General features: G+C 50.5%; 19 protein-coding genes. 9 read left to right on the top strand and 10 right to left on the bottom strand.

Going from position 1 to position 24,820, the window contains the following annotated elements; translation table 11 throughout:
* Positions 1–257 precede the first annotated feature (257 nt).
* Positions 258–599 carry a hypothetical protein gene (locus ACYVJM_RS17445; RefSeq protein ID WP_461149507.1) on the top strand — a complete coding sequence of 114 codons (342 nt, stop codon included), beginning with the start codon at positions 258–260 and terminating at the stop codon, positions 597–599.
* 192 nt (positions 600–791) lie between these two features.
* Positions 792–1,634, top strand: a complete 843-nt coding sequence (locus ACYVJM_RS17440) for an endonuclease/exonuclease/phosphatase family protein (protein ID WP_461149506.1) — start codon at positions 792–794, stop codon at positions 1,632–1,634.
* A 93-nt stretch (positions 1,635–1,727) separates the two neighbouring features.
* Here ACYVJM_RS17440 and ACYVJM_RS17435 read toward each other — a convergent pair whose 3' ends face one another.
* Positions 1,728–3,434, bottom strand: a complete 1,707-nt coding sequence (locus ACYVJM_RS17435) for an amidohydrolase (RefSeq protein WP_461149505.1) — start codon at positions 3,432–3,434, stop codon at positions 1,728–1,730.
* A gap of 325 nt (positions 3,435–3,759) precedes the next feature.
* Between ACYVJM_RS17435 and ACYVJM_RS17430 the strand changes: the two genes are divergently transcribed.
* Positions 3,760–4,176: a hypothetical protein gene (locus ACYVJM_RS17430; protein ID WP_461149504.1), complete on the top strand. Its 417-nt coding sequence runs from the start codon at positions 3,760–3,762 to the stop codon at positions 4,174–4,176.
* 83 nt (positions 4,177–4,259) lie between these two features.
* Here ACYVJM_RS17430 and ACYVJM_RS17425 read toward each other — a convergent pair whose 3' ends face one another.
* The 3 genes from ACYVJM_RS17425 to ACYVJM_RS17415 all read right to left on the bottom strand — a co-directional run bounded on the left by ACYVJM_RS17425 (position 4,260) and on the right by ACYVJM_RS17415 (position 8,151).
* Positions 4,260–6,977, bottom strand: a complete 2,718-nt coding sequence (locus ACYVJM_RS17425) for a carboxypeptidase-like regulatory domain-containing protein (RefSeq protein WP_461149503.1) — start codon at positions 6,975–6,977, stop codon at positions 4,260–4,262.
* 6 nt (positions 6,978–6,983) lie between these two features.
* On the bottom strand, positions 6,984–7,754 hold the full coding sequence (locus ACYVJM_RS17420) for a GLPGLI family protein (protein ID WP_461149502.1): 771 nt from the start codon (positions 7,752–7,754) through the stop codon (positions 6,984–6,986).
* Positions 7,755–7,821: 67 nt separating this feature from the next.
* Positions 7,822–8,151: a hypothetical protein gene (locus ACYVJM_RS17415; RefSeq protein ID WP_461149501.1), complete on the bottom strand. Its 330-nt coding sequence runs from the start codon at positions 8,149–8,151 to the stop codon at positions 7,822–7,824.
* Between the two features lie 481 nt (positions 8,152–8,632).
* On the opposite strand from ACYVJM_RS17415, the gene ACYVJM_RS17410 reads away from it, so the two are divergent.
* Together ACYVJM_RS17410 and ACYVJM_RS17405 are read left to right on the top strand one after the other, a co-directional pair.
* Entirely contained in the window at positions 8,633–9,850 is a 1,218-nt protein-coding gene (locus ACYVJM_RS17410) for an NADP-dependent isocitrate dehydrogenase (RefSeq protein ID WP_461149500.1), read from the top strand.
* 212 nt (positions 9,851–10,062) lie between these two features.
* Complete coding sequence (locus tag ACYVJM_RS17405; protein ID WP_461149499.1) at positions 10,063–10,470, top strand: Dabb family protein; 408 nt, start codon at positions 10,063–10,065, stop codon at positions 10,468–10,470.
* Between the two features lie 223 nt (positions 10,471–10,693).
* Here ACYVJM_RS17405 and ACYVJM_RS17400 read toward each other — a convergent pair whose 3' ends face one another.
* From ACYVJM_RS17400 to ACYVJM_RS17385, 4 genes are all read right to left on the bottom strand, one after another.
* Entirely contained in the window at positions 10,694–13,987 is a 3,294-nt protein-coding gene (locus ACYVJM_RS17400; RefSeq protein WP_461149498.1) for a M4 family metallopeptidase, read from the bottom strand.
* Between the two features lie 41 nt (positions 13,988–14,028).
* Complete coding sequence (locus tag ACYVJM_RS17395) at positions 14,029–14,514, bottom strand: FAD-binding oxidoreductase (RefSeq protein WP_461149497.1); 486 nt, start codon at positions 14,512–14,514, stop codon at positions 14,029–14,031.
* Positions 14,515–14,647: 133 nt separating this feature from the next.
* The gene (locus tag ACYVJM_RS17390; RefSeq protein ID WP_461149496.1) at positions 14,648–15,154 is read right to left on the bottom strand and encodes a SixA phosphatase family protein; all 507 of its coding nucleotides are present in this window, start codon (positions 15,152–15,154) and stop codon (positions 14,648–14,650) included.
* 119 nt (positions 15,155–15,273) lie between these two features.
* Positions 15,274–16,080: a 3-keto-disaccharide hydrolase gene (locus ACYVJM_RS17385; RefSeq protein ID WP_461149495.1), complete on the bottom strand. Its 807-nt coding sequence runs from the start codon at positions 16,078–16,080 to the stop codon at positions 15,274–15,276.
* Positions 16,081–16,203: 123 nt separating this feature from the next.
* Between ACYVJM_RS17385 and ACYVJM_RS17380 the strand changes: the two genes are divergently transcribed.
* The 3 genes from ACYVJM_RS17380 to ACYVJM_RS17370 all read left to right on the top strand — a co-directional run bounded on the left by ACYVJM_RS17380 (position 16,204) and on the right by ACYVJM_RS17370 (position 20,836).
* Positions 16,204–18,090: a family 16 glycoside hydrolase gene (locus ACYVJM_RS17380; protein ID WP_461149494.1), complete on the top strand. Its 1,887-nt coding sequence runs from the start codon at positions 16,204–16,206 to the stop codon at positions 18,088–18,090.
* 92 nt (positions 18,091–18,182) lie between these two features.
* Positions 18,183–20,195 (top strand): c-type cytochrome, encoded by a 2,013-nt coding sequence (locus tag ACYVJM_RS17375; protein WP_461149493.1) that lies wholly within the window; start codon positions 18,183–18,185, stop codon positions 20,193–20,195.
* 242 nt (positions 20,196–20,437) lie between these two features.
* Positions 20,438–20,836, top strand: a complete 399-nt coding sequence (locus ACYVJM_RS17370) for a T9SS type A sorting domain-containing protein (protein WP_461149492.1) — start codon at positions 20,438–20,440, stop codon at positions 20,834–20,836.
* A gap of 172 nt (positions 20,837–21,008) precedes the next feature.
* On the opposite strand, the gene ACYVJM_RS17365 is transcribed toward ACYVJM_RS17370, so the two are convergent.
* Both ACYVJM_RS17365 and ACYVJM_RS17360 read right to left on the bottom strand, forming a co-directional pair.
* Positions 21,009–22,076, bottom strand: coding sequence for a PLP-dependent cysteine synthase family protein (locus tag ACYVJM_RS17365; RefSeq protein ID WP_461149491.1), 1,068 nt, complete (start codon positions 22,074–22,076; stop codon positions 21,009–21,011).
* Positions 22,077–22,162: 86 nt separating this feature from the next.
* Entirely contained in the window at positions 22,163–23,299 is a 1,137-nt protein-coding gene (locus ACYVJM_RS17360) for a redoxin domain-containing protein (RefSeq protein WP_461149490.1), read from the bottom strand.
* 267 nt (positions 23,300–23,566) lie between these two features.
* Here ACYVJM_RS17360 and ACYVJM_RS17355 point away from each other — a divergent pair, with 267 nt between their 5' ends.
* Entirely contained in the window at positions 23,567–24,820 is a 1,254-nt protein-coding gene (locus ACYVJM_RS17355) for a GDSL-type esterase/lipase family protein (RefSeq protein ID WP_461149489.1), read from the top strand.

The following is a 24,820-nucleotide window of genomic DNA, read 5'->3' as shown; positions in this document are numbered from 1 at the left end:
AGAATCGAAAAAAAAAGTTATGAGTGCATAAGATCAGCCTGTTTGACCAACGGACAAAATTATAGTTGGCCAACTAGTTGATCCAGCCCTGAAAAGTTGGCATCGTATTTGACTTTATTACACAAGCACGTTTATTTTGAAACAACTTAGTACAAGTATATGATGCAATAATACTATTTCATATATTTGTAATAAATGCATCATCATTTGCAGGGATTACGAATAAGGTGCTCTACTAATTCCTAACCTATTGCCTCATGAAAACTTACTTAACGACAATGAAACCGGGCTGCTTAGCTCTCCTTTTGGTGGTAGCCTGTCCATTTGTCTCATTGCAGACCACGGCAATGCCGTCCGTGGATGCATTTACCGGTACATCGATAAACGCAAATGCGCCCCTGATTGATACCCAGGCCAGACCAATAAAACCGGAAAAAGATGCTGTGCTGGTGCGCAATGCTTCGGTCAAAGCAGAACCTGCAGCGCCGGCAACAGCACCCAAAAAGACCGAAGAGAAAAAGACGATCAGTCGGTGTTGGAAACGGCTGATGAATATGGCTCGCGAAATACGCCACGCACATACGAACAGCAAAAAATAAAATTTATCCCTTACTACTTGAATGCCCCTCAGCCTGAACTGTCTGAGGGGCATTTTGCTTTACGACAGGCATTTTGAAGGTTAACCGGCTGGTAGAATTAAATTCATTTTTGATTTATACAGTGAGGAGTACTACCAAGGATATTCCTTACCGTATAAATCAAAAGTACCCATCTTTTTAAACTCGACTGAAATGCGCGTGCTGATTTTTTCTTTCCTGTGCAGCCTTTTGCTTACACAGACCACCTTTGCTCAAAAAGATACACCGATCAATGTGGCAACCTACAACCTCCGCTACAACAATAAAGGCGACGGCATTAACGCGTGGCCAAATCGAAAGGAAAATGTAAAGGCTCTGATCCGGTTTCACGAATTTGACCTCTTTGGAACCCAGGAAGCTCTGCGCGACCAGTTAAATGATGTAGCCGAACTCACTGAATTCGCTTTCCTGGGAGCCGGTCGGGATGATGGTAAAGAAGCCGGAGAGCACTCCGCTATCTTCTATAAAAAAGATCGGTTCAAGCCCTTACAATCCGGCAACTTCTGGCTGAGCGAAACACCCGATAAACCCGGTAAAGGCTGGGACGCCACCTGCTGTAACCGCATATGTTCCTGGGCCAAATTCAACGACCTGAAAACGAAGAAAGACCTCTACTTTTTTAGTGTTCACTTCGACCACCAGGGCGTAGAAGCCCGTCGGCAGTCGGGCAGGCTGATGGTGGAGAAGATCCGGGAAATTGCGAAGAATACCCCCGTCATCCTCGTGGGTGACCTTAACTCAACCCCCGAAACGGAGCAGGTGAAAACGATCCAAACGCTGTTGAACGACGCGCATAATGTAACAAAAATGCCTCCCTATGGTCCGGAAGGCACGTTTAATAGCTTTAAGTTCGATGCGCCCATGGATAACCGTATCGACTACATATTTGTCAGTAAGCAATTTGACGTCTTGAAATACGGCGTTCTGACCGACGCAAAAGAACAACGTTACCCCTCCGATCACCAGCCGGTGGTAGTCAAGGTAGTATTAAAATAAACGCTGGTTGGTGGTGTCAATTTCTCAAAATTGACACCACCAACCAGCCGCTTTTATGTAGCGCCGACCGAGACGGTCGGCACTACATAAAGATTACTCCGAGCGGGAAGAGCCCGCCTTGGCCGCACTGGACTTCTCTTTTTCAACGGCTTTCTTCACCGCTTCGCGCTGATCGTCCCGTACCGTGGGGTACTTGATGCCCAACTGCTCCAGATACGTCTTGTACTTAGCCGGATTGTAGTAAAAGGGCTCCAGCTTGGGCTTAAACTCGGTCATAATCTTCTTGTTGAGATAAATGGCCGGTTGCTCTTTGGGCGAAATCAGGGGCTCATACTTGATGTCTTTTGTCTGTTCGTCTTTGTAATACGACCAGGCTTCTTTTAGAACCTCCGGCTTCAGTAACAGATCCAGCAGAGTCATTGCCTCTGCTTTGGCCCCATAAACGATTCCTTTATGGGCAATGGGCGTGGCCATGGAGATGGCGTTAGCCCAGTGGTGGCCCGGCAGACCGGGGATGTTGCTGGGGTAGCGCAGCACGATGGTGGGCAGTGACCAGGAAATGTCGGCGATGTCGTCCGAGCCGCCCCCCATGGGAGTCATGGCCTGTCCGCCCATCATGACCACCGGAGCCGAGGAGGTGGGCATGCCCATCGAGTCGAGTTTCGTCGCCAGACCTTCCACCTTCGGAGCCTGTAGCTCCAGTTGGGAAGCGCGGGCCAGCAGTTGGTCCTCCTCCGACCAGGTGGGCAAGCCTACTTTCTTGATGTTGTCATAGGCTGCGGCTGCAATAACCCGGTTGGTATGTACCGGCCAGGCTGATCCCAGAATCTCATACGTAAACTTGGTATCCGTCATCAGGGCCGCACCCTCCGCTATTTTCACGCCCGTCTCAAACAACTTCTTAATTTTCGGATAGGTCCGTTCGCGGAAGTAATACCAGACGGCAGCTTTGGAGGGCACGACGTTAGGTTGGTCGCCCCCGTCGGAGATAACGTAGTGTGAGCGTTGGGTAAGCTCCAAATGTTCGCGCCGGAAGTTCCAGCCGATGTTCATCAACTCCACAGCGTCCAAAGCGGACCGTCCCCGCCAGGGCGCACCAGCCGCGTGGGCCGCCTGCCCTTCGAAGTTAAAGCGAACCGAAACGAGTCCGTTATTGCCATTATCGCCCCAGGATACACCGAGGTTGTTGCCCACGTGGGTGAAGATACAGGCATCCACATCCTTGAAGTAGCCATCCCGAACGTAAAATGCTTTGGTACCCACAAGTTCTTCGGCAACACCCGGCCAGAGCATGAGCGTACCGGGGATTTTCTCCCGCTCCATGAGCTTCTTCACGGCCAGCACGGCTACAATGTTCAACGCCTGCCCCGAGTTGTGGCCTTCACCATGCCCCGGTGCGCCTTCCACGATAGGATCTTTATAAGCTACGCCCGGCTTCTGGCTGGCTTTGGGGATACAGTCAATGTCGGAGCCCACGGCAATCAGGGGTTTGCCAGAGCCCCAGGTAGCGATCCAGGCGGTGGGGATACCAGCAATGCCTTTCTTGACAGTGAAGCCCTCTTTCTCCAACAGCGTGGTTAAGTACTTGAACGACTCTTCTTCCTGGAAGCCCAGCTCGGCAAAACTGAAGAGCATATCATTGATTTGCTGAGCCTGAACGGCATTAGCTTCAACAGCCGCTGCGGCTTCGGCCTTGAGTTTGTCAATTTTGTCTCCGCCCTTCGCTGCTTTTTTCGACTGTCCAACGACCAGCGCAGGCAGCAACAAAAGAGCAAATAGAAGATTTGTACAGTATTTCATAGTTATCGCAAAATTTTATGAGGTATTGAAGGGTATAATCATCTAAAAATAAGGAAATACATCTATTTATACGAACATACGCCTTCCAATTTCACGGTTTCCTTCCTTTTACAAATGCTTGAAGGCATTTGGTTGGGACACGCCTAAACGCTGGTGGGTTCTTGCTACCCGACTCCGGCTACTACACCACCGAAAACAACTCCGAACATAAACCCGAACCTACCGTTCGTGAACTGGCTCGTTTGCAACCGGCTTTTCCTGACTAGTTTTATCAGCACAGACGCCCCCAAAGGCAATTACTATCCACACTAATCTATACTTCTTAATGAAATCTATTCTGCTTTCCTGCTTCCCTCTAGTCGCGTTCATGGCTTTTTCCGGTGTCGCCAACCGATCTCCCGATTACACGGCAAATCTCACCGGTGTCTACACGATAGCCTACATGAACTGGGACGGCGACATAGCCCGCATGCCTGAGCCCGGCTTTTCCGGCTCCATCCGGATGACCAAACTGGACCATACACACCTCAATATGACCTTCTCGGTTACAGCCAAAGGCAATGACAAGATCTTCAGCGAGACCTCAGACCCGCAGACGCTGGAAGTAAGGCCTGCCATCGGAAACTCGTTTTTCCTGTACGATAACGGCATGAAGCTTGGGACCATCTCGCCAACGGCCATCGCCATAAAAACTGCTACGGAGGATGGAAAGGGATTGGTTATTATTAAAGCCCGGCGCTGAGGAATGGGCCTGGATATAGGAATCTGGAGAGTAGCTTCGCTCAAATGACAAACTGGCAGTTGACAAAAGGAGTACTCTAAAGGTCAAATTTTTCGTTCGACACGTATCATTATAAATCTGGGTAATAAGGTGTAAGCTTGCTGGCTGACAAAATAATTACTGACTTGATTGAAAACCAGGTATTGATTGTTAAATAAGTTTGACCCGACTAAGCCAAAAGTCCATTTGGATTGACTGGGCTCATACCTGACCAGCGCATCGACAAATTGAGCTGCATTGGTACTTGTCTTAAATCGCCAATCATACCACTCAGCCGAAAGTTTAAAAAACCACCCACCTGAGGGACGTAACGTAAAAACAGCATGAGGTTTGATAAGCCTTGTCTGATAGGCAGGTAACCCTTCAGGTTGCACCGTACTGACGGTAAAATCAGACCGTCGGAAACCTAATTCGGCATTGAATGGATGATCAAAAGACGTAATAAAATAGAGGGTATTATTTATAGATGTAAATTGAGACCGCCGTAGATCTGTACTGTTTATCTGGTTAAATTGTTCACCTCGCGATGCCTCTCCCTCCCATCTGACTTTTAGTGAAATAGGCGCAATAAGTTTGTCTAGTTGCCCAAAAACAAACCATTGACCGAGGGTGCCTTCTATAGGTCTGGTTGTTTGTTGATTAATAGTGTTTGAAATTTGTAAATGGGTGCTGTATGGCGGTTTGTTAGATGCCCATGATGCTGTGGTAAAAAAGGAGAGTAGACCAGGCCAATTAACATATTGATAGGATAATGACAACCGGTTGGATGTAATAACTGGTAGAGCTGGAATAAATCGGCTAAACGTTCGGTAGTCAGTCAGAATACTGTTACTAATAAGGTTGTTTATTATTGGCAGCGTATTGTTCCGGCTATACGTAAAACGCATTTTTTGTCTTTTCCCCAAATCATAGCCAACTGTTAAGGATGGATTTAGCCATAATTTTTTACTTGTCAACACATCCGTACTGTCATAACCAGATGCCCTTACATGTTGTAAAGCAACATCTGTGGATAAATCCCAACGATCCCACTTTTGAAAGTAATGCCCTTCTGTCGTAAAATACACGCTTTCGTACCGTGTCAAGTTTTTATCAGATACCACAGGCACGATTTGTCGTTGATCCGGTGTTTGTAACTGCGCCGAAATAGAGGCTGTTTCATTTCTAACGACCAGGCTTGACCCTATTGAATATTTCCTGGTATCCGATGAGCCTTTCCACCGTAGCCCTGCACTCATTTCGGCGCTGCTACGGGCAATAGCCTGATTATATAGGTTGTAATCCGGCGGCACACCAAAAAAAGAATTGTAGCGTGCGCTATTGTATATATTTTGTTGTGGTAGCTGGTTATAAATGTAATTTAAGTCAACTAGTAAAGCGTTTTTTCCAGGTAGCCTTCGTGTAATACTAAGGTGCTGATTACTTAGCAGAGATTTCTCAAAACCCTCATTACTAATTTCCTCTGAGAGAACTTCATTTTTCGAAATTGTATTAAATTTCAAAGAAGCTGATGTTCTTTTTATATCTGACGAAAAAGTGATTAATGTCTTTGCATCTACTTTATAATCCATTCTGATATTCCCGGCCCAAACGATTGGCGCACGAACATTATCTAGTGAGTCGTATACATTAATTGTCTTGTTATCTAACAAATAACTAAACCTATTATTAGCCTGACTATGTTGCTTATCATTACTGAAATAATAAAAGCCCCGAATTTTTAGGTTTCCCGTCAGTTTGCTACTTACCGTTGCACCAACCAGGTTTACCCGGTTAAAATTATAGCGATCTACGGCTAAATCCGGTACAGTTGTTAGTTGATTATTGACAAGAGGATTTGTCGAAACCGATTCTGTCGAACTTACATTTTGCTGATCTGACTCCAGTTCGTACTGAGCATTGACAATGGGATCTGTACCGATGTTATTTGCATTCCCAATTACGCCTATCTTTAATCGTTTAATGAGAGAGAATACGCTTAAATTGACTTCATATCGTTTGGCTGTACCAGCAGCAATACCACCATTTCCGAAGACCTTTGCTTTTATATCATCTTTAATCTTCAAATTAAGTACCAGACGCCCTGATTTCTCAATTCCCTGCAATAAACTGTTTTCCGAATAATTATTAATAGCCTGTACTTTTTCCAGAACATCAGCACCCATATTCCGGGTGATAAGCTGGTATTTTTTACTGAATAAATCTTCACCTTCAATCAGTACTTTATCAACAATTTTACCGTTTACTTTGATTTTCCCGTCTTCGCTTACTTGTATACCCGGAAGTTTCTTCAATAAATCTTCAACAGAACGTTCCGTTCCATTTGCAAATGCCTTGACAGCGTAGGTTGTTGTATCATTTTCGCTCCGTACTGGAATGATGGCTTTCACAGATACTTCTTTCAGCTCGATTGCTTTCGTCGTTAGACTGAAATTCAGTTGAATGGACAGGGCGTTTTTTTCGGGTGTAATCAGCGTATCAATTGTTTCGAAGCCTAAACCTCGAATACTCAGCTTGTATGAATCTGACAGTGAACTCGTTTTGATCGAGTAATTACCCGCTATGTCTGTAGAGGCAAAAGCGATTAGCGTTGTATCAGGTTTTAGCCGGTAGAGTGTAGCACTAACGGATGGAATAGGTTGGCCCGTAATTTTTTGACTTACATGCCCTTTAATTTGTATGGTTAGCTGCCCAAATGCATAATTATTCAGCAGCAAAAAGCTGACAAGGAGAATGAACCAGTTACTATAGAGCCTAAGCAAAGTTTACTAGGGATTAGGAGGGACTTCAATACCTTTAACTTCTGTTTTTATTTGTGACCCTTCCATACCCGGTTGCGAACTTGCCATCTTATCGAACCTGCTGTTGTTTTCTTTATGACGCTCCCAAAACGTCTTTTCCGTTAAAATTTTTTTACCGGGCGTAAGGGCAGGAACATCGATAATAGTACCTGAAGGTGCCGGCATTCGTAAGGATTCGAATTGAAACGTAACCGCACCTTTGTTATCGTAAGCTTCCAGAATCAGTCCGGGTAGCCCATGTAATTTCCAGGGGCCAGTGCTTACGGGTATCTCGGTTGTAAACCAGGCCGTATAAAACCGCCCGCGTGTTGTTGCTTCAGCTTTCTGGCATTTCATTCCCCCAATTATCCGAAATTGGTTGATAATTTTCCAGTCGATAGGCGTTATTGTGTCGTCGACGTATACGAATTCCATATCAGCCTGCTGATGCGATATAATTCGATTGGTGGGTAAATCTTTATATACCCAGTATGGGCTTATGTTGCTTCCGGATTTTCGATAGGCTATACGTGAAGAATCCATCGGGTTTAATTTCTTAATCATACCCGTTGCAACAGTTACAGATTGATGCTGATTGAATCGTAGTTCAAACGGAATAGCATATCGTTTGGTAGTATCGGCAAAAGCAAAAGCGGTGATTTGCTGATAGGCTAATATGCCCGATGGGGCCTGTCCAAAAATTCTTGTTGAACAGAGGATATAGAATGTGACAAGAAGTAATGATCGTTCTCTTTTCATGGTTGCAGATATAGGGAAAAGCTACTTTTAAAACTATCGGTGAAACGAATGGTGTTGTTAATACTGCTTACAATTGGCTGTATAACTTTAATGATAAATTTGCGTCGGCTCTGCTTTGGGCACACATGGCAGCAACAGCATCTATATTACTACAGCAGGTTGCTGAGCCCGTTACAGTATTTCCATTTATATCCATTGACGTGGACGTTGCCGATGCACAACCAAAAAATAACGCTAGGATCTCTGAATCGTTAAGAATATTATTAATGATTTGGGGCTTTGTGTTCATTTGGCGAATATTATCTGCCATTATACTCGCGCTTACATTACTACCTGCCTTAACTGAGCCAATGCTTAGTAGTACAATACCGGTTAAAATTAATAATATCTTCTTCATTTGCTTGTCTAAGTTTATGATAGCGTTAAAAGTAGCGCTCGAATATATATATATACCTTAATAAAGATTACTAATTAGTAAATTTTATTCAATTTTTTGATTACTAATAATCATATTAATATGTGGGATTATTATCTTTCTCGTCACATAATGGAGATGATAAGGCGTAATCATCGATCCATATAAAAGAAAAGCCCCTGTCAGAAAAACCGACTTGGCGTATAACAAGCACAATGCACGAGATAACGTAAGCGAGTTTGGGCACCTTGGATCTGGGCAAAACCTACCCTGAAAAAGTTGGCCGACAGTAAATACAGTTGATGATTACCAAAACGTATCACCGCCCAACTTCGGATTTTTCAACCTGACAAGCAGGGCCATTCAAGAAGCTGATAGACGAGAAGTACCCATGTTTAGGCTAGATTCACTACTTTTGCGGCTAAGTTTTCGTATCGTTTTCAATCGTTTATAATCAAGTCTGATGGAAAAAATTAAAGTGGCAAATCCGGTTGTCGAACTGGATGGCGACGAAATGACCCGTATCATCTGGAAATTCATTAAAGACAAGCTGATCCTTCCTTACCTTGACCTTGACATCAAGTACTATGATCTGGGCATCGAGTATCGCGACGAAACCAATGACCAGGTAACGATTGATGCGGCTAATGCCATTAAAGAATATGGTGTAGGTATCAAATGTGCGACCATTACCCCCGACGAAGATCGCGTTAAAGAGTTCAACCTCAAGCAGATGTGGAAGTCGCCTAACGGCACGATCCGCAATATTCTGGACGGTACGGTTTTCCGTGAGCCTATCGTGATGAACAACGTACCCCGTCTGGTTACCAACTGGAAAGCCCCTATCATTGTAGGTCGTCACGCCTTTGGTGATCAGTACCGCGCTACGGATTTCCTAGTACCGGGCAAAGGGAAACTGACCATGAAATTTGAAGGTGAAGACGGTACCGTTCTGGAATATGACGTATTCAACTTCCCCGGCGCCGGTGTCGCTATGGGTATGTACAACCTCGACGAGTCAATTCGCGGGTTTGCCAAAGCCTGTTTCAACATGGCCCTGCAGAAAAACTGGCCACTGTACCTGTCGACCAAAAACACGATCCTGAAAAAATACGACGGTCGTTTCAAGGATATTTTCCAGGAAATCTACGACGCCGAATTTGCCGGTAAAGTGCATTACGAACACCGCCTGATCGACGACATGGTAGCCTCGGCCCTGAAATGGGAAGGTAACTTCGTTTGGGCCTGCAAAAACTATGATGGCGACGTTCAGTCGGATACCGTAGCGCAGGGCTTTGGTTCGCTGGGTCTGATGACGTCGGTACTGGTTACGCCCGATGGCAAGACGATGGAAGCCGAAGCGGCTCACGGTACCGTTACACGTCACTACCGCGAGTATCAGAAAGGCAACAAAACATCGACCAACCCAATCGCTTCGATCTACGCCTGGACGCGTGGTCTGGCGTTCCGTGGTCAACTGGACGGCAACCAGCCCCTGATCGACTTCGCCAACGCGCTGGAAGCCGTTTGCGTAGAAACAGTAGAGAGCGGCAAAATGACGAAAGATCTGGCCTTGTCGGCCTATCCCGTCGGCACGAAGCTAACGGCTGGTGAGCATTACATGAACACCGAAGATTTCCTCGAAGCGCTGAACGAGAATCTACAGGCGAAACTAGCTTAATCCGGACCGCACGGGCGGCCCCGCGGGATTTATTTGATTTTTCTGATAGCTATGATTCTGTATGACAGATGTATAGTTTGCTTATGAAGATTCGCAGAATCTAAAAAATCATAGCCATCAAAAAAATCAAATAAATCCAGGTTCAGACAAGTGCCGCTCCAAAGTAGGGCGGCACTTTTTTTACCTTTTGTATCCAAACCTGTAATCGCTTTATGAAATACCTGCTAACCATCGCCCTGCTATCGTTGTTCGCGTTGACAACGTACGCACATACACCAACCGAGGAACCACCTGTTAAAACAATGAAAAGCTCTTCTGTTCAGCACATTGTGCTCTTTAAGTTCAAGCCCGAAACAACGGCGGCCAAAGTGAAAGAGATCGTAGCCGCTTTTGAAGCGCTGCCATCGCAGATCAAAGAAATCAAAGGGTTCAAATGGGGTACCAACAACAGTCCCGAGAACCTGAACAAAGGACTAACGCACGCCTTCATCCTGACTTTCGATAATGAGAAAGACCGGGATGCCTACCTGCCCCACCCCGCCCACAAAGCCTTTGGCGGCATCGTTGGTGCCTGGCTGGCTGATGTGACCGTAGTCGACTTCACGGATCAGGCGAAGTAATACGGTAAATTAGTTTGCTGTCTGTAAACATAACGGGGTGCCACGGTTCAAAATCGTGGCACCCCGTTATGTTTACAGACAGCTTTTCTGTCATCCCGACGGCAGGAGGGATACTCAGTAGGCTGGAAAATTCAATCTCGACCGAAGATCCCTCCTGCCCGTCGGGATAATAGAAACCGTATTAAATTTAACTTCTATGTAGTCCGTTATTCACGTGATTTAGCTACTCCTTCACCACCTTCCGGTTCGCCGTACCCGTAGGCGTTTGAATCTGGAGGAAATACAGCCCTTTGGGTAACCGGCTTACGTCAACGGTGGCCGTTCGCTGGCGGGCATGGATGGCCGGTTGAACGACCGTTGCCCCGGTGATGCTCTGAATTGATACGCGTTCGATGGTTTCGGTGCCGGGTAACTCAAGGGTGAGCGTCGACTGTACCGGATTCGGATAAACCACCAGCGCATCAGACCAGAGCGGTTCGGCACCCGTAACGGTCAGCACATTAAAGGACTGCACAACATCGGTAGCTGCGTAATACAGGTCGTTGCCCGTCTGGTACGCCCGAATCGTGACCATACCCGCCCCGGTGAATTTCAGGGTCGAGCCCGTCAGGGTAGCGGGGCCGCTTTTGACGGCGAAACTGACAGGTAAACTGGATGAGCAAGTGGCGCTTAACGTCAGATCGCCTTGATTCGTGTAGCGGTCGGCGATGGCGTTGAACGTTATAGTCTGTGTACTTTTGGCGGGCAGCGTACGGGTGGCCTGCGTATACCAGACCGGCCATTTTGCACCGGTATACAAGACAGATGCTGATCCCGAAGGCGACAGTTTATCGGCCCCCAAATTAATAGCCGACACGTTCTCACTCGCCCCCGACGACTCCGTGCTGAACACCAGCCGGTTGTCCAGACGCGAATAGCTCGGAAAGCCCAGCGTATTGTTTTTGTATACCGCCTGTAAATTACCCGTGCTCAAGTCTGTAGCGACCACGTAGTACGTGTCGTCATTCTCATTCACATAGTCAAACGCAAGAACATCGGGTGAGTTTTTCGAAAACGACGGGTTGCCGATGCTTTCGCCTTCTTCCAGATCAGAAAAGAGCTTCTGAATATCGCCCGTGGCAAAGTCAGCGGTTTTATTGTTCCAGACATTGATGAAGCCAACGTCCCAGTAATTAATAGCATCACCACCATTATTCTGAAGCTCATTGTAGGCATCGTAAACGATGTTCTCGCCGGTAAAATCCCATTCGAACGAATCGGCATACAAGACCTCGCCCGTTTGAATCCCTTCGGTATAAGTCGGATTGTAGAGTTTGAACTCGGCCCATTTCTTCTTGGCGTAGCTGTACACATAGATAGAGCCATCCTGATCGGCGGTTAGGGCGGCCAGTTTGGTACCATCCTTCGAAATGGCGACGTTATCCCAAATCGTCTCGTCGGAGATGACCGTCTCGGTAGGCGTTCCCGCCAGGTTTACGGCCCGAATGCGCTTATCGGTTGTGACGTAGTAGGCTGTTTTACCATCGTCGGTAACACTCGGGCGGTGGCGCAACCCCAGCGTCGATTTCAGGTCAAATTTAGACGTCCCCGCACCAATAGTCGTTGAATAGAGCTCCGACGTAGACGCATCGGACAGCAGGAGCAAATCCTGCCCCGAAGCTACCGGCACGTCGGGCTGCTTGCCGGGCGTCGACTGGGTTGTTTCGGTGATGCCGACCGCATCGAACGCACTTTTGGCAGCGGCCACTTCGGTACCGGTGGCCCCGTACAAATCGCCGGCGGCTTTGATAATGGACAGGCGCAGATCCAGAAACTGCGAAGTGCGAACCAGATACGTTGTTAAGGCGCGGTAATAGACTTTTTCAGCCTTTTCCTTGCCGACAGCCGTCGCGAATTTGTAAAACGCAAAGTTGACAATGCCACTGTTTATATGCACCCCGCCATTGTCTTCGGTCGTCGTTTCGTACTGGCTCATGGTGGCAGGCTGGTAGCCGTTCGGGTCTTTGCTCTTTCCGCCCTGGTTCGGGTTCGACAGGCTGCGAACGGCTCCCGATGGCAGAACCGCCGGGGTGGCAATGTCTTCGCCAACGGTCCAGTCGTCCCGGTCGATCATAACGCCGAACACATCAGCAAAGGATTCGTTGATGGCTCCCGACTGGCTTTTGTATTGCAGATTAGCGGTATTCTGAATCACGCCATGGGTCATTTCATGACCCGCTACATCCAGGGCACCGGCCAGTGGTTTCAGCAGTCGACCGTTGCCATACGCCATGACCTGTCCATTCCAGTAGGCATTATCGAGCCCTTTTCCGTCGTCGTCCACCACGTTGATAAGCGAAACAATCGTAGCCCCGTTGCCATTCAGGGCATTCCGGTTAAAATTGTTCTTGTAGTAATCGTAAGCCACTCCCGCGTTGTAGTGGGCAGAAATCGCCGTTGGGGTCCAATCGGTATTGGTGCTCGATGTTACCTGGTAGATTTTCGGGTTATCGCCCTTCACGTTCTTCGCATCGACAGTCCAGAGCGCCCCAACCGGATCGCCGGGCATTTTGGATGTGGTGGCGTTGAACATCGACCGCGACGCGTCAATCAGGTAATACGCACCGGCACTCTGCTGGTACGTCTGAACCGAACGCGTTACACCGTTCAAATCCTTCCCGGAGGTTTTAATAGGCCCCACAACCGTGCAGGTATGGTTGTATTTATCGAGAACCTCGCCCGTTTGGGCATCAATGACATACTCCCAACGATCCAGCATATTCGGGCGGACCGTCAACTGATAAGCGAGTTTAGCCAGCCCGTTTTCTGCAAAAATGCACAACTCGCCCTCGGTCGACTTCATCTTCAGAATGTTATCGCCAAACGACCGCACCGGCGACACGGTCCGCACGTCGGCAAGGGCCCGCTCCGATGCGTCGGCCAGCACCAGTTTAGGCGTAGTATTTAGGTTTTTGGGAATCGCCTGATAACGTCCGTTTAGCAAGGTTACCTCACCATTCGTCAGGTGGGCCACCAGCTCGGCACCGAGCACCGGAACGCCCCGGTGTGTTTGCGTCAGACGAACGTGCATTTGTCCGAGGTCGTCCGTTTCGGTACGAGCCACGGCAAAGTTCGACTCGGGGTTTTCCAGCTTCAACAGCCCGCGCACCTGTGTCATGAAGGCGAAAGTGGCGGAGGCAGCCGCTGTAGCCGAAAGCCGTGCGCCACTAGTTTTAGCCTGATTCAAACTGGCCGTTTTCGGCAATTTACGTTCGATAAACACCGGCAAACCCGTTGCCGAGTCACTAACCACGCGCAAACGCAAGGCATCCATAGCCCGGCCAGTGCCCGCCGTTGCCATTAGCGATTGACGCCCTGCCCGATTGGCGGGCAACGGCACAATTACCGCTTTGAGCCGGTTAGCCAGCCCCGGCGACGATGACTTGCTTTTTTGTTTGGAACCGAAACCTGTTGCGGGCGGCTGAGCCAGCACACTGGTGGCGGTCAAGAGAGTCAGAGATAGAAGAAGTTGTTTCATAAGGGCCGGGCCGACGCTTCGGTTGGGTTGGTCGATTCAGTTTACTTCAGTTTCGAGGCAGCGGGTATCATCGCCATGAACGAGTCATAGAATTTCGGGTAATTGGCCGGTACGGTCTTACCGACGTTTCCCCAAGTGACAGTAAATTCCTGCTTTGCTTTTTTCCATCGAACAAACTTGTAGGTATTGCCGGGGTTATCGAACCTGGTGGTTTTAATCCTGCACTTTTCTTCGGCTATCGAGAACACCCGCTTTGTATTGGCCCTGGTTTGCTGCCCAATGAAAGTAAAGGTTGTATCGCGGCTGCGTTTTCCGAAGAGCTTACCATTATCGAGCAGGTAGTAGGCGGTTGAGTAACCGGTAAACCCGCCCCCGCTGCCCGCAGCAATCTGGCGACCGGTATACGTTGCCGGTGTACCGGCTTTGACCAACTGGCGGGGAGTTTTATCACCCGTAGCCCGAAGATGGCGTCCCTGAGTTAGTGCTGTTGAGGCAGCCAGTAGAGCGATCAAAATTATCTGTTTCATTGAGTAATGCGGTAATGCCAGGTCGTTTGAGTAGCTAAAGATAAAGCCTTCGCCCAGCCTCATCCGCGGCCTTTTTGTATGAGTTGGCACAAACATGGGATAAGACGGTAAATAGCCTCGCCCAATCACTACCTCAGGGAAGTGTGGGTTGCCCATACGTGGAAGGGACGAACGTAACCGACCTGCGGAATGGGCCATGATGCATGATTACCCGGAACAGATTATCGAAATCACCCGACTCAATTTTGGCTAATGTTGGTTTCGCGCCGAGACCACGGGCAATTTCCAGAATGGTGTTGCTGTGCCCAACAACCAGTACTTTTTTACCGCGTATCATTTTGACCCGGTCAACGATAGCGTCGGTTGGTTTGCCGGGGTAATCGACAACGGGAACGCCAATGCGTTTGGCAAGCGCCTGAGCCGTTTGGCGCGTGCGGTAGTAAGGCGTAGAGAAAATAGAGTCGATGCCCGCGTTGCCCAGCGTTTCGGCGAGTGCATCCGCCCGTGCATACCCGGCGGGCGTCAGATCGGTGGTATCGGTTTCGTTCACTTTTTCGGCATGACGAACGATGTAAACCGTTGTGGTTGAACAGGCCACGGAGACAATAATCAGAAGAATAAGAAGCGTAAATAAGCGCATAGCATATTGATTTATAAGCCGAACGCGGCTTGGCCCGTAGGTACAGAAAGGCAATGATACAAAAAAGCCCCCGGTGATGCCGGGGGCTCTTACTGACTGGTCAGTTCCTGTGGTTCTGCTTACAATTCACGAACCCAGATGTTCCGGAAACCAACCGGGTTGCCGTGATCCTGCAGCAGGATTGGACCGGCACCGTGTGGCTGCACTTTAGGATAACCAATGTACTCCGTTGTGCCCCGAATGGCGGCATGGTTTTGTACCAGGATGCCGTTGAGCAATACGGTCACATAGGCGTAATCGGTCATCATACCGGCTTTATTGAACTTGGGAGCCTGATAGATAACGTCGTAGGTCTGCCACTCGCCGGGCTTACGGCTGGGGTTCGCCAGCGGAATTGCCTGCTTGTAAATAGAGCCAACCATACCATCTACGTAGGTAGGGTTGTTGTAGTTGTCGAGTACCTGCAATTCGTAACGGCCCTGTAAAAAGACGCCACTGTTACCCCGACCCTGGCTGTTTCCTTCAACTTTTTCGGGTGTTTTAAACTCCAGGTGAAGCTGAAAATCATTGAACTCCTTTTTCGAACGGGCCGAGAAGCCTTTGGTCGAATACATAACACCGTTGGTAACGGGCCACTTCAGCGGGCCTTCGTTCGTCTTTTCCCAACTAGCTGGCGAATAGCCTTTTATGGCTACCCATTCGTCGGTATTTTTACCGTCGAATAGAACAATTGCGTCGGATGGCGGAGTGATGCCGCTGGTGTTGGCGGTAACCGTACCGGGTGTAACAACAGGAGGAACCGGCTCCCAGATTTCAGTTGATTCGGGGGTTTGCTTGCTGGGCTGAGTCTGGGCCTGAGCCTGATTTGACAACGCAAGACTAACGATACCAACGCAGACAGCCAGCGATAAATGTACGTTTTTCATGAAAAATGTTTCGGGTTAATGCCTTTGCATAATTAACGTTCAAAGATAGGGTAAATGTCAATTAGCAGTCTTTTACACGGAAAAAATGTAATTTCGACCTTCAAAACTTCTTTTCTTAGTCTCATGGTAACCCCACCTCCAACAGCCCGCTTCACCTGGCTGCTGAGCGCTGGCTGGGCCCTTGGTCTCGGATTGGCAATGGCCCAACCCGCACCGGCTCCCGGCATCCCGCTTCCGCTCAACGATTTGAGTGCCTTTTCGTCGCCAGCCCCCAACTGGCGTATCGTTGGCACCGTTCGCGCCGACCTCAATAAACCCAACACCCTGACGACCGATAAAGGCACGGGTGTTTTGGTCAATATTCCACTGGCAAAAATGCCTGACGATCCTAAGGTGCCCTACAAATACGATCTGCTCACGACCCTGCAACATGGCGATGTAGACCTCGAATTTGATTACATGATGGCGTCTCAGTCCAACTCAGGCGTGTATTTACAGGGTCGTTACGAAATTCAACTGCGTGACAGTTGGGACATTCGAACACCGAACGTGCACGACAACGGTGGCGTTTATGAACGCTGGGACGACAAACGGCCCGAAGGGCAGAAAGGCTACGAAGGGCATGCCGCCCGTCAGAATGCCAGCCGTGCCCCCGGTTTATGGCAGCACATGAAAATTTCGTTCCAGGCGCCCCGGTTCAACGCGGCTGGTCAGAAGACCGAAAATGGCCGTGTCATTCGGATCGAGCTGAACGGCGTACCCATTCAGGACGATGTTGAACTGACCGGCCCAACGCGCGGATCGCTCTTCGCCGACGAAAAGCCCCTCGGTCCACTCCGCATTCAGGGAGACCATGGCGCGGTGGCGTTCCGGAACATTCGGTACGTATCGTATGACAAACCCCGCCCCGAACTGCTCAACCTGAAATACGCTGTCTATAAAGGCAAATACGAAAAAGAACCCGACTACGATAAAACAGCGCCCGAGTCGGAAGGAGCGACGAAAGTGCTGTCGGCATCGGTCAACCGGATTCCCAATGAGTTTCTCATTCGGTATACGGGTACGCTACGTGTTTCAGAGCCCGGCGAATACCGCTTTAACCTGGGCGCTTCGGGGGGCGGGGGCATGTTGAAGATCAACAACCAGGTGGTGGTGGCACCCGGTGGCCGAAATGGTAACGGCAAAGTTACACTCCCCAAAGGTGACCTGCCTTTTGAACTCTTCTACTCCAAATTTGTCGACTGGGCACAGCCTGCCCTCGGTCTCACCGTAGCCGGGCCGGGTGTTCGTGAATTCGTGATCAGCGAAGGCGCGGGCAGCAACGGCGAGGAGGTCGACCCGATTATTGTCGATGCGCCCAACAACACCGTTCTCCGTAGTTTCATGGATATGCCGGGAGAGAAAAACACGCTGGGCCGTACGCTCCGTGTGGTTCATGCTATTTCGGTAGGTAGCCCCGAGCAGGTACATTACACCTACGACCTTGATAAAGGGGCACTGGTGCAGGTTTGGCGGGGTATGTTCCTGGATGCTACACCCATGTGGCACGACCGGGGCGACGGCTCCTCCCGCCCCATGGGTATGGTACAACGGCTGGGGGCTCCTGTGCTTTTCTTAAGCAAGCTAACTTCCCCACAAGCCGCCTGGACGGCCGATACCACCGGCTCAGGCTACCGGCCAAAAGGCTATGTACTGGACGAAAGCGACCGGCCAACGTTCCGTTACCAGAGCTACGGTTCATCGGTCGATGACAAAATTCGGGTACTGCCCGGCGGGAAAGGCGTTCAGCGGGAAGTGACCATCGCCAATCCGGCGGGCGACCTCTACGCCCGGCTGATTAGCGGTGCCAGCATTACACCCGTCGAAAACGGCATGTATCTCGTTGATGGGCAGGAGTACCTGCGCATCAACGACGCAGCGGGCGCGAAGCCAACCATTCGCGATGCCAATGGTCGGCAGGAATTGATCGTTCCGGTCAAAGGCAAAGTTATTTACTCAATCCTGTTCTAAACGTATAGGAATACGGCTGGAACGGATATAAACAGATAAAATCCGTTTTGATCAGTTCAATCCGCTCGATCCGTGTTCCCATCCATCATCAGATGAAAAAGCTATTTATTTCCTTATTGGCCACCGCTTCCCTCACGGCAGCAGTGGCTCAGGAATCGCCGAAGGAAGAGGATTTCTTCAAGATTCTGAAAGTAACTGCCCCGGAAGGAACACTCCTTGAAGTGGGCGGTTTAACAACGCTGCCCGATGGTAGTGTGGGCGTTGCCACGCGTCGGGGTGATGTCTGGATCATTGAAAACCCAACCAGCCGCAAACCCTTTTTCCGCAAGTTTGCGTCGGGTTTGCACGAAATTCTGGGCCTTACCTACAAGGACGGAGCCCTCTTTTGTGCCCAGCGCGGGGAGCTGACCAAACTCATCGACTCGGATAAAAATGGCAAGGCCGATATTTTCGAAACGGTTTATGCCTGGCCTTTGTCGGGGCATTATCACGAATACAGCTTCGGGCCGAAGATTGCTCCCGATGGCAAGTTTTTCGTAACGGGCAACGTAGCCTTCGGCGACGAAGAGTGGTGGCGGGGCGAAAGTCGTGTCCCCTGGCGCGGCTGGACAATGAAGATCAGCGAAGATGGCACCATGCAGCCCTGGGCAACCGGTATGCGCTCTCCCTGCGGACTGGGCATCTACGAAGGTGAACTCTTCTACAGCGACAACCAGGGTGAATGGATGGGTTCCGGCGGGATCTTCCACGTCAAAAATGGTGCCTTTACGGGCCACCCGGCGGGTCTGCGCTGGACCGGTCTGGCTAACTCGCCCGTTAAACTCACCAACGAACAGTTCGTTGCCAAGATCGACGAACGGCGTCGGCGGGATGAGAACGGCCGGGCCATCAAACCCGAGAACGTAGTTAACGAAACCCCGACCCTGCTGTATAACCTGAAAGACATGTTCCCGAGCGTCGACGTTCAGACGCCTGCCGTTTGGTTACCGCACGGTATTCTGGGTATTTCGAACTCCGAAATCCTGCAAATTCCGGACGGTGCCTTCGGCCCGTTTTCGGGGCAGTTGCTGGTAGGCGACCAGGGTATGAGCAAAATCTCGCGGGTGTTCATGGAAAAAGTGAACGGCGAGTATCAGGGTGGTGCCATTGAATTCCGCAACGGCTTCCGTTCAGGTGTACTGCGGATGGCCTTTGCCAAAGACGGCTCGCTGTTCGTAGGCGAAACCAACCGGGGCTGGGGTTCGGCCGGCGAAGCAAATGACGGCTTGCAACGGGTAGCCTGGAATGGGGCCATGCCCTTCGAGATGCGCACCGTGAAAGCCATGCCCGACGGATTCGAAATCGAATTCACGAAACCCGTCGACCGGAAAACGGCCGAAGATCTGGCCTCGTACCGGGTTGAGAGCTTCCTGTATAAATACCACGCCGTTTATGGCAGCCCGACGATCAATAAGGAAGCGTTACCCCTTAAAGGTGTAAAAGTGTCGGCCGATGGCCTGAAAGCCCGGCTTATTGTTAGCGACTTACGGAAGTACTACATCCATCAGCTGACGCTGGATGGCGTTCGTGGCGTTGAAGGATCGTACTCACTCGTTCACCCGATTGCGTATTACACCCTGAATAACATCCCAACGGGTGAGAAACTGGCCATGAGCGAAGTGAGCACGAAGAACTCAGCCGCGGCACCCGCTACCGCACCAGCAGCACCAGCCGCAGCGGACAAAAAAGCCGTTCCTGCGAAAGGTGCCAAGACCACCACAGGCGCCAAGCCGAAACTAGTTGGCGGGCAGGCGGTGACGATGGCGAAAGCGCCCACCTACGACGAAGTAAAAGGGCTGCTCACCCGCCACACCTGCGCGGCCTGCCACCAGGCCAACAAGCGGCAGGTTGGCCCCGCGTTCGCCGATGTAGCCAAACGCAAATACACCAACGACCAGATTGTGGAGCTGATTTACAATCCCAAGCCCCAGCACTGGCCCGAATACGCTACCGAGATGCCTCCTATGCCACAGGTGCCTAAAAACGACGCGCTGAAGATTGCCGCCTGGATCAACTCCCTGGCTCCGGCAAGCGGCAGTGAATCGGCCGACGCACCGAAGCCGTAATACTCTTACATGTCGCAACGACCGTCCCGGTCGGGTAGGAATAGCATATCTGTTCTTACCCGACCGGGACGGTCGTTTTGGTACCATTCCCTCAGGCAACTATTATTTCGTCCACTCATCCAGCCGGACAACCGCTCCAGTAGTTTGCATTACATAGTACCAGCTGTAGCCTATATCTTTGTTTCACCAATCGGGAATAACCCGACTCGCTTTTAAATCAAAAACTCTAAAACATAAAGACCATGAAAACGCTCATCAAATCTTTCGCCTTAGCTCTTTCTTTCGCTGTTGCTACGTCAGCTGCCACCTTTAGCGAAGCAAAACCAATTGGCCGCCCAACACGTGCTGCCGCCTATCAGTCGGGCATGTACACCTCGGTAGATGGTAAATTGAACATTGCCCTCGACAAACAAACGGGTGGTGCCGTTGATATCATGCTGAAAAGCGCCGATGGTAAAGTGTTGTTCACCCAGCATGTCGGCAAAAACGAAAGCAAGTTCCGCACCCGCCTGAACCTAAGTGAATTGCCCGATGGCGTTTATCAGGTCGAAATCACCAACGGTGTCGACACCAAATCACACAACATTACAATCTCTACGCAGCAACCCGAAGCACCCAGCCGCCAGATTGCCGTCAAATAAACCACAAACCTTCCTCTTTGATCCTAATAAAACCTCGCCTTTGCTGAATGGGCGAGGTTTTTTGTGGTCTCCTTGCTTGTCAGGTCTGAGGACCTGACAAGCACGTATGGCGCCGAATTACGGAGAAAATTACACGGTATGAATAGCCGAAAATGGCTGGTATAGCGCTTTTTTAGAAAACACCGGGCCGGCCAACCAGCAGACGACTGATAGGACGATAATCAGTGAACTCGATATGCGGGGCAACGTAGCCCGGCTTTATGGGTTCTTCCCGAACCAGATCGGTGCTTAAATACTTCTTGTTGCTGTCGCAAAGGATGGTCACTACACGAGCATCGGCCCCCATTTCGTTTTGCAGGTTGATCGCCCCGATCAGGTTGGCCCCGGACGAAATCCCTACGGCCACGCCAAGCTGTACGGCCAGTTTCTGCGCCACCAGAATCGAATCGCCGTCGTTGGCCTGTACGATGTGATCCAGTTCGTTCAGCTTTAAAATATCGGGAATGAACTCGTCGAAAAAGCCCTGGATTCGATGGCTCCCGGTCTTGTGGCCCACCGACAACGTTGGTGATTCGGCCGGTTCGAGCGGGTGAATGCGGATATCAGGTTTGCGGGATTTGAGGTAACGCCCCACACCCATTACCGTGCCGCCGGTGCCTACCCCCGCCACAAAGGCATCGGGCGTAATGTCGACGCTTTGCAGCTGCAGCCAGATTTCTTTGCCCGTCGTCAGGCGGTGGGCATCGGCGTTGTATTTATTGGCAAACTGCCGGGGCAGAAACACGTTGGGGTCGCTGGCAGCCAACTCCTCCGACCGGCGAATAGCGCCCATAAATCCGCCCTCCTCTTTGGTGAACAGTACAATATCTGCACCAAGGCTCCGGATAATGTCGATCCGCTCCTGACTGATGCCAGCGGGCATGATAATGGTAACCGGATGCCCCAGTGCCCGACCTACCGCCGAAAACGCGATACCCGAACTGCCGCTGGTGGCTTCCACAATCCGGTCGCCGGGTTTAATATTTCCCTCCCGATACGCCTGGTGCAGCACGTGCAGCGCCATCCGGTCTTTCATGCTGCCCGTCAGGTTGTAATATTCGCACTTGACATAGAGCGAACGTGGTTCTCCCCGATAGGTATAAAATAACTCCAGCATCGGCGTATTGCCAACCAAATGCCAGAGGTGTTCAAATTTCTCCTGAATAGCGGGTTTCAGTATCGGTTCAGTTGATGAAAGCATACGATCTAAAAAAAATGTTACCCGCATCAGGTGTTGGTCCCTGCGGGTAACTTGTATGTGAACGGCAATGAGAAGTTGATAGCGGGTTAGGGTTTTGCCGCCAGGATTTCCTCCAATTTCTTCCCTAACGCTTCGCCCCGGACATTTTTGGCGACAATCCGGCCATCGGGGCCAATCAGGAAATTTTGCGGAATGGACCGCACGCCGTACTGCTTAGCCACTTCATTATCCCAGAATTTGAGGTCCGACACCTGCGTCCAGTCCAGACCGTCTTTATGAATGGCTTTTAGCCAGGCTTCTTTCGCCGTTGGCCGATCGAGCGACACGCCCAGCACGGTGAAATTTTTGTCTTTATACTGGTGGAAGTTCTTCACCACGTTGGGGTTCTCCTGTCGGCAGGGACCGCACCAGCTCGCCCAGAAATCGACCAGCACGTATTTGCCCTGGAAACTGCTCAACGACACCGACTTGCCCGACGTATCGGCCTGGGTAAACTCGGGCGCCATTGCCCCTACCGATGTAACTTTGGCAATGGCCAGGGTTTTGGCATACGCTTTCCCGGATTCACTCGTTTTCAGCGACTCAGACAGGCCATCGAACATAGGCCCTACTTCGGCATAATCCGGTATGTAATCGTATTGCTGCAGGGTATTCAGGCTCACCAGCGAGTTCGGATTGGCCAGAATAAATTGTTTTTTCAGCTTCTTTTGATCCGCTTCAATGGCCTCGTAACGTTTGTCGATACGTTCTTCAAACTCCTTCGATTTGCGTTGCTCAGGGGTAGCCGACCGATATTCTTTCATCAACAGCGCCATTTTGGTCGAAACCGGTTTAAGCAGGGCCATCAACTTCTGGTTATCGGCGTTCAGGGGTGTACCGCTAACGACGGCATTGTCGAGCGAGTCGGGGCTGGTTACAGATATCGTACCCGGTTCGAGGTACACGGCGGTGGCCGCGATAGGGCGGTTCCTGCTAAATCCGGTTCCGAGTTTATCGACAAAGAGCGTTGCCTGCGTGGGCGTACCAACTTTTCCGTTAAAGGAAAACGCCCCGTTCTGAATCTGGGCGGAGTCCATTTTAGCCGTGCCGCTCTCCATGTAGCGCAGGTACGCTTTGGCGGGAGCTTTCACCCCGGCAAGTTTCGCAGTGAGGGTATACGTGCCGGTCTGTGCCCAGAGCAGCGACGGACTCAAGAGCAGTGCGGTCACGAAAAAGCGTTTCATAGTTGCCTGATTTAGTGTAAGGCTTAAAAATAGCGGAAAAAGGGCGGTTTTCAACCCCTGTTGGCTTTATGGCCGCCGGATTGGGTTAGTTCGCTGCAGCCGCCAGGGTCTGCCTGTACCCGTTTCCGAAATGATACGCCAGTCCTGTTTTACCCAAATTTTACAATCGGGTTAGAGTAAGACTTTAGCGGTCTAACCTTATTTCAGGTAATACATCAGCAAGTTTTGTTGCTGGTTAATCCCTCGTTCACATTAATTTAAAAATGCATGAGACAGCGTAAGGTATTAGCCGCGCTCGGGTATATGTTATTCGTGCTGCTTTCTTCCGGTTGCGGATTGTCCACTGCACAGAATACCCCCCGGCCGGCCGTTGAATCACCCAACTCCCCCTTCGAACTGAAGAATGGCGAGCGGGTGGTCTTTCTGGGAAATTCACTCTTCGAGAACGATTTTCAATATGGGTATCTGGAACTGGGGCTGAGCACCCGCTGGCCCGACCGCGACATCACTTTCCGTAACCTCGGCTGGACGGGCGATAACGTCTACGGCATTGCGCGAAGCACCATTACCAACCCACCCACGGGCTACGATCTGCTACTGGAAAGCCTTACCAAAGCCAAACCTACGCTGGTCTTTCTGGGCTACGGCGGTGTCGAAGCGCAGGACGGTGAGGCCGGTCTGCCAACGTTCATCGAAGGACTCACCAAATTGCTCGATAAGGTCGACCAGTTGGGAGCCAACGTCATTCTTCTTTCCCCGATTCCGGTGCTGACCACCGATCTGACCCAAAACGTGGCTAGCCGGAATGCCATGCTCGAAACTTACGCGGCTGCCATGGCCAGACTGGCGTCGCAACGGGGCAAACGGTACATTGACCTCTTCAAACCCATTCAGGCAATTGGCCAGCAAACGACCATTACCGACAACGGCATTCACCTCAACGAAACCGGCTATTACTACCTAATCACGACGCTCGAAAAAAGTCTGGGCCTGCCGCCCCGCTTCACCCCCGTTACGATGGCAGCGGGCAAACAGCCAGCGGTAACCACCGGACCAGCCAAACTCCTGAACGCGGAAAACAGCCCCACTACCCTGACCTTCGCCCTCGACGAAACACATTTGCCGCTGCCCCTCCCCGCCGTCGACCGGGGCATCGTCAACAACGGGCCCGTGCTGAAAATAACGGGGTTAAAGAAAGGGTTTTATACCCTTACGGCCGATAAAGAAACGTTGATAACGGCCTCGGCCAGCGACTGGGCCAACGGCGTCGAACTCCGCCAGGGGCATTCGTATGAACAGGTTCGCGAACTACGTCAGATGATTTTAAAGAAAAACGACCTGTTTTTCTTTCAGTACCGACCGCTGAACACCACCTATATTCTGGGTTTCCGCTCTTACGAACAAGGGCGGCATGTGAAGGGGCTCGAAGAGCAAAGTATTCTCATCAAGTGGCTGGAGGGCCAGATTGCGGTAAGCCGCAAGCCCGCTGCCAGCGTATACCAACTTAGCCCATTAAAGTAG

Source organism: Spirosoma pulveris (assembly GCF_054781875.1).
The sequence above is the reverse complement of the archived record's forward strand: the minus strand, read 5'-3'. Positions and strand labels throughout refer to the sequence as shown.

What these genes read in the sequence shown, in the direction of transcription:
- ACYVJM_RS17445 (WP_461149507.1), top strand. Translation starts at nt 258, where the DNA reads ATGAAAACTTACTTAACGACAATGAAACCGGGCTGCTTAGCTCTCCTT.
- ACYVJM_RS17440 (WP_461149506.1), top strand. Translation starts at nt 792, where the DNA reads ATGCGCGTGCTGATTTTTTCTTTCCTGTGCAGCCTTTTGCTTACACAG.
- ACYVJM_RS17435 (WP_461149505.1), bottom strand. Translation starts at nt 3,434, where the DNA reads ATGAAATACTGTACAAATCTTCTATTTGCTCTTTTGTTGCTGCCTGCG.
- ACYVJM_RS17430 (WP_461149504.1), top strand. Translation starts at nt 3,760, where the DNA reads ATGAAATCTATTCTGCTTTCCTGCTTCCCTCTAGTCGCGTTCATGGCT.
- ACYVJM_RS17420 (WP_461149502.1), bottom strand. Translation starts at nt 7,754, where the DNA reads ATGAAAAGAGAACGATCATTACTTCTTGTCACATTCTATATCCTCTGT.
- ACYVJM_RS17415 (WP_461149501.1), bottom strand. Translation starts at nt 8,151, where the DNA reads ATGAAGAAGATATTATTAATTTTAACCGGTATTGTACTACTAAGCATT.
- ACYVJM_RS17410 (WP_461149500.1), top strand. Translation starts at nt 8,633, where the DNA reads ATGGAAAAAATTAAAGTGGCAAATCCGGTTGTCGAACTGGATGGCGAC.
- ACYVJM_RS17405 (WP_461149499.1), top strand. Translation starts at nt 10,063, where the DNA reads ATGAAATACCTGCTAACCATCGCCCTGCTATCGTTGTTCGCGTTGACA.
- ACYVJM_RS17400 (WP_461149498.1), bottom strand. Translation starts at nt 13,987, where the DNA reads ATGAAACAACTTCTTCTATCTCTGACTCTCTTGACCGCCACCAGTGTG.
- ACYVJM_RS17395 (WP_461149497.1), bottom strand. Translation starts at nt 14,514, where the DNA reads ATGAAACAGATAATTTTGATCGCTCTACTGGCTGCCTCAACAGCACTA.
- ACYVJM_RS17390 (WP_461149496.1), bottom strand. Translation starts at nt 15,154, where the DNA reads ATGCGCTTATTTACGCTTCTTATTCTTCTGATTATTGTCTCCGTGGCC.
- ACYVJM_RS17385 (WP_461149495.1), bottom strand. Translation starts at nt 16,080, where the DNA reads ATGAAAAACGTACATTTATCGCTGGCTGTCTGCGTTGGTATCGTTAGT.
- ACYVJM_RS17380 (WP_461149494.1), top strand. Translation starts at nt 16,204, where the DNA reads ATGGTAACCCCACCTCCAACAGCCCGCTTCACCTGGCTGCTGAGCGCT.
- ACYVJM_RS17375 (WP_461149493.1), top strand. Translation starts at nt 18,183, where the DNA reads ATGAAAAAGCTATTTATTTCCTTATTGGCCACCGCTTCCCTCACGGCA.
- ACYVJM_RS17370 (WP_461149492.1), top strand. Translation starts at nt 20,438, where the DNA reads ATGAAAACGCTCATCAAATCTTTCGCCTTAGCTCTTTCTTTCGCTGTT.
- ACYVJM_RS17365 (WP_461149491.1), bottom strand. Translation starts at nt 22,076, where the DNA reads ATGCTTTCATCAACTGAACCGATACTGAAACCCGCTATTCAGGAGAAA.
- ACYVJM_RS17360 (WP_461149490.1), bottom strand. Translation starts at nt 23,299, where the DNA reads ATGAAACGCTTTTTCGTGACCGCACTGCTCTTGAGTCCGTCGCTGCTC.
- ACYVJM_RS17355 (WP_461149489.1), top strand. Translation starts at nt 23,567, where the DNA reads ATGAGACAGCGTAAGGTATTAGCCGCGCTCGGGTATATGTTATTCGTG.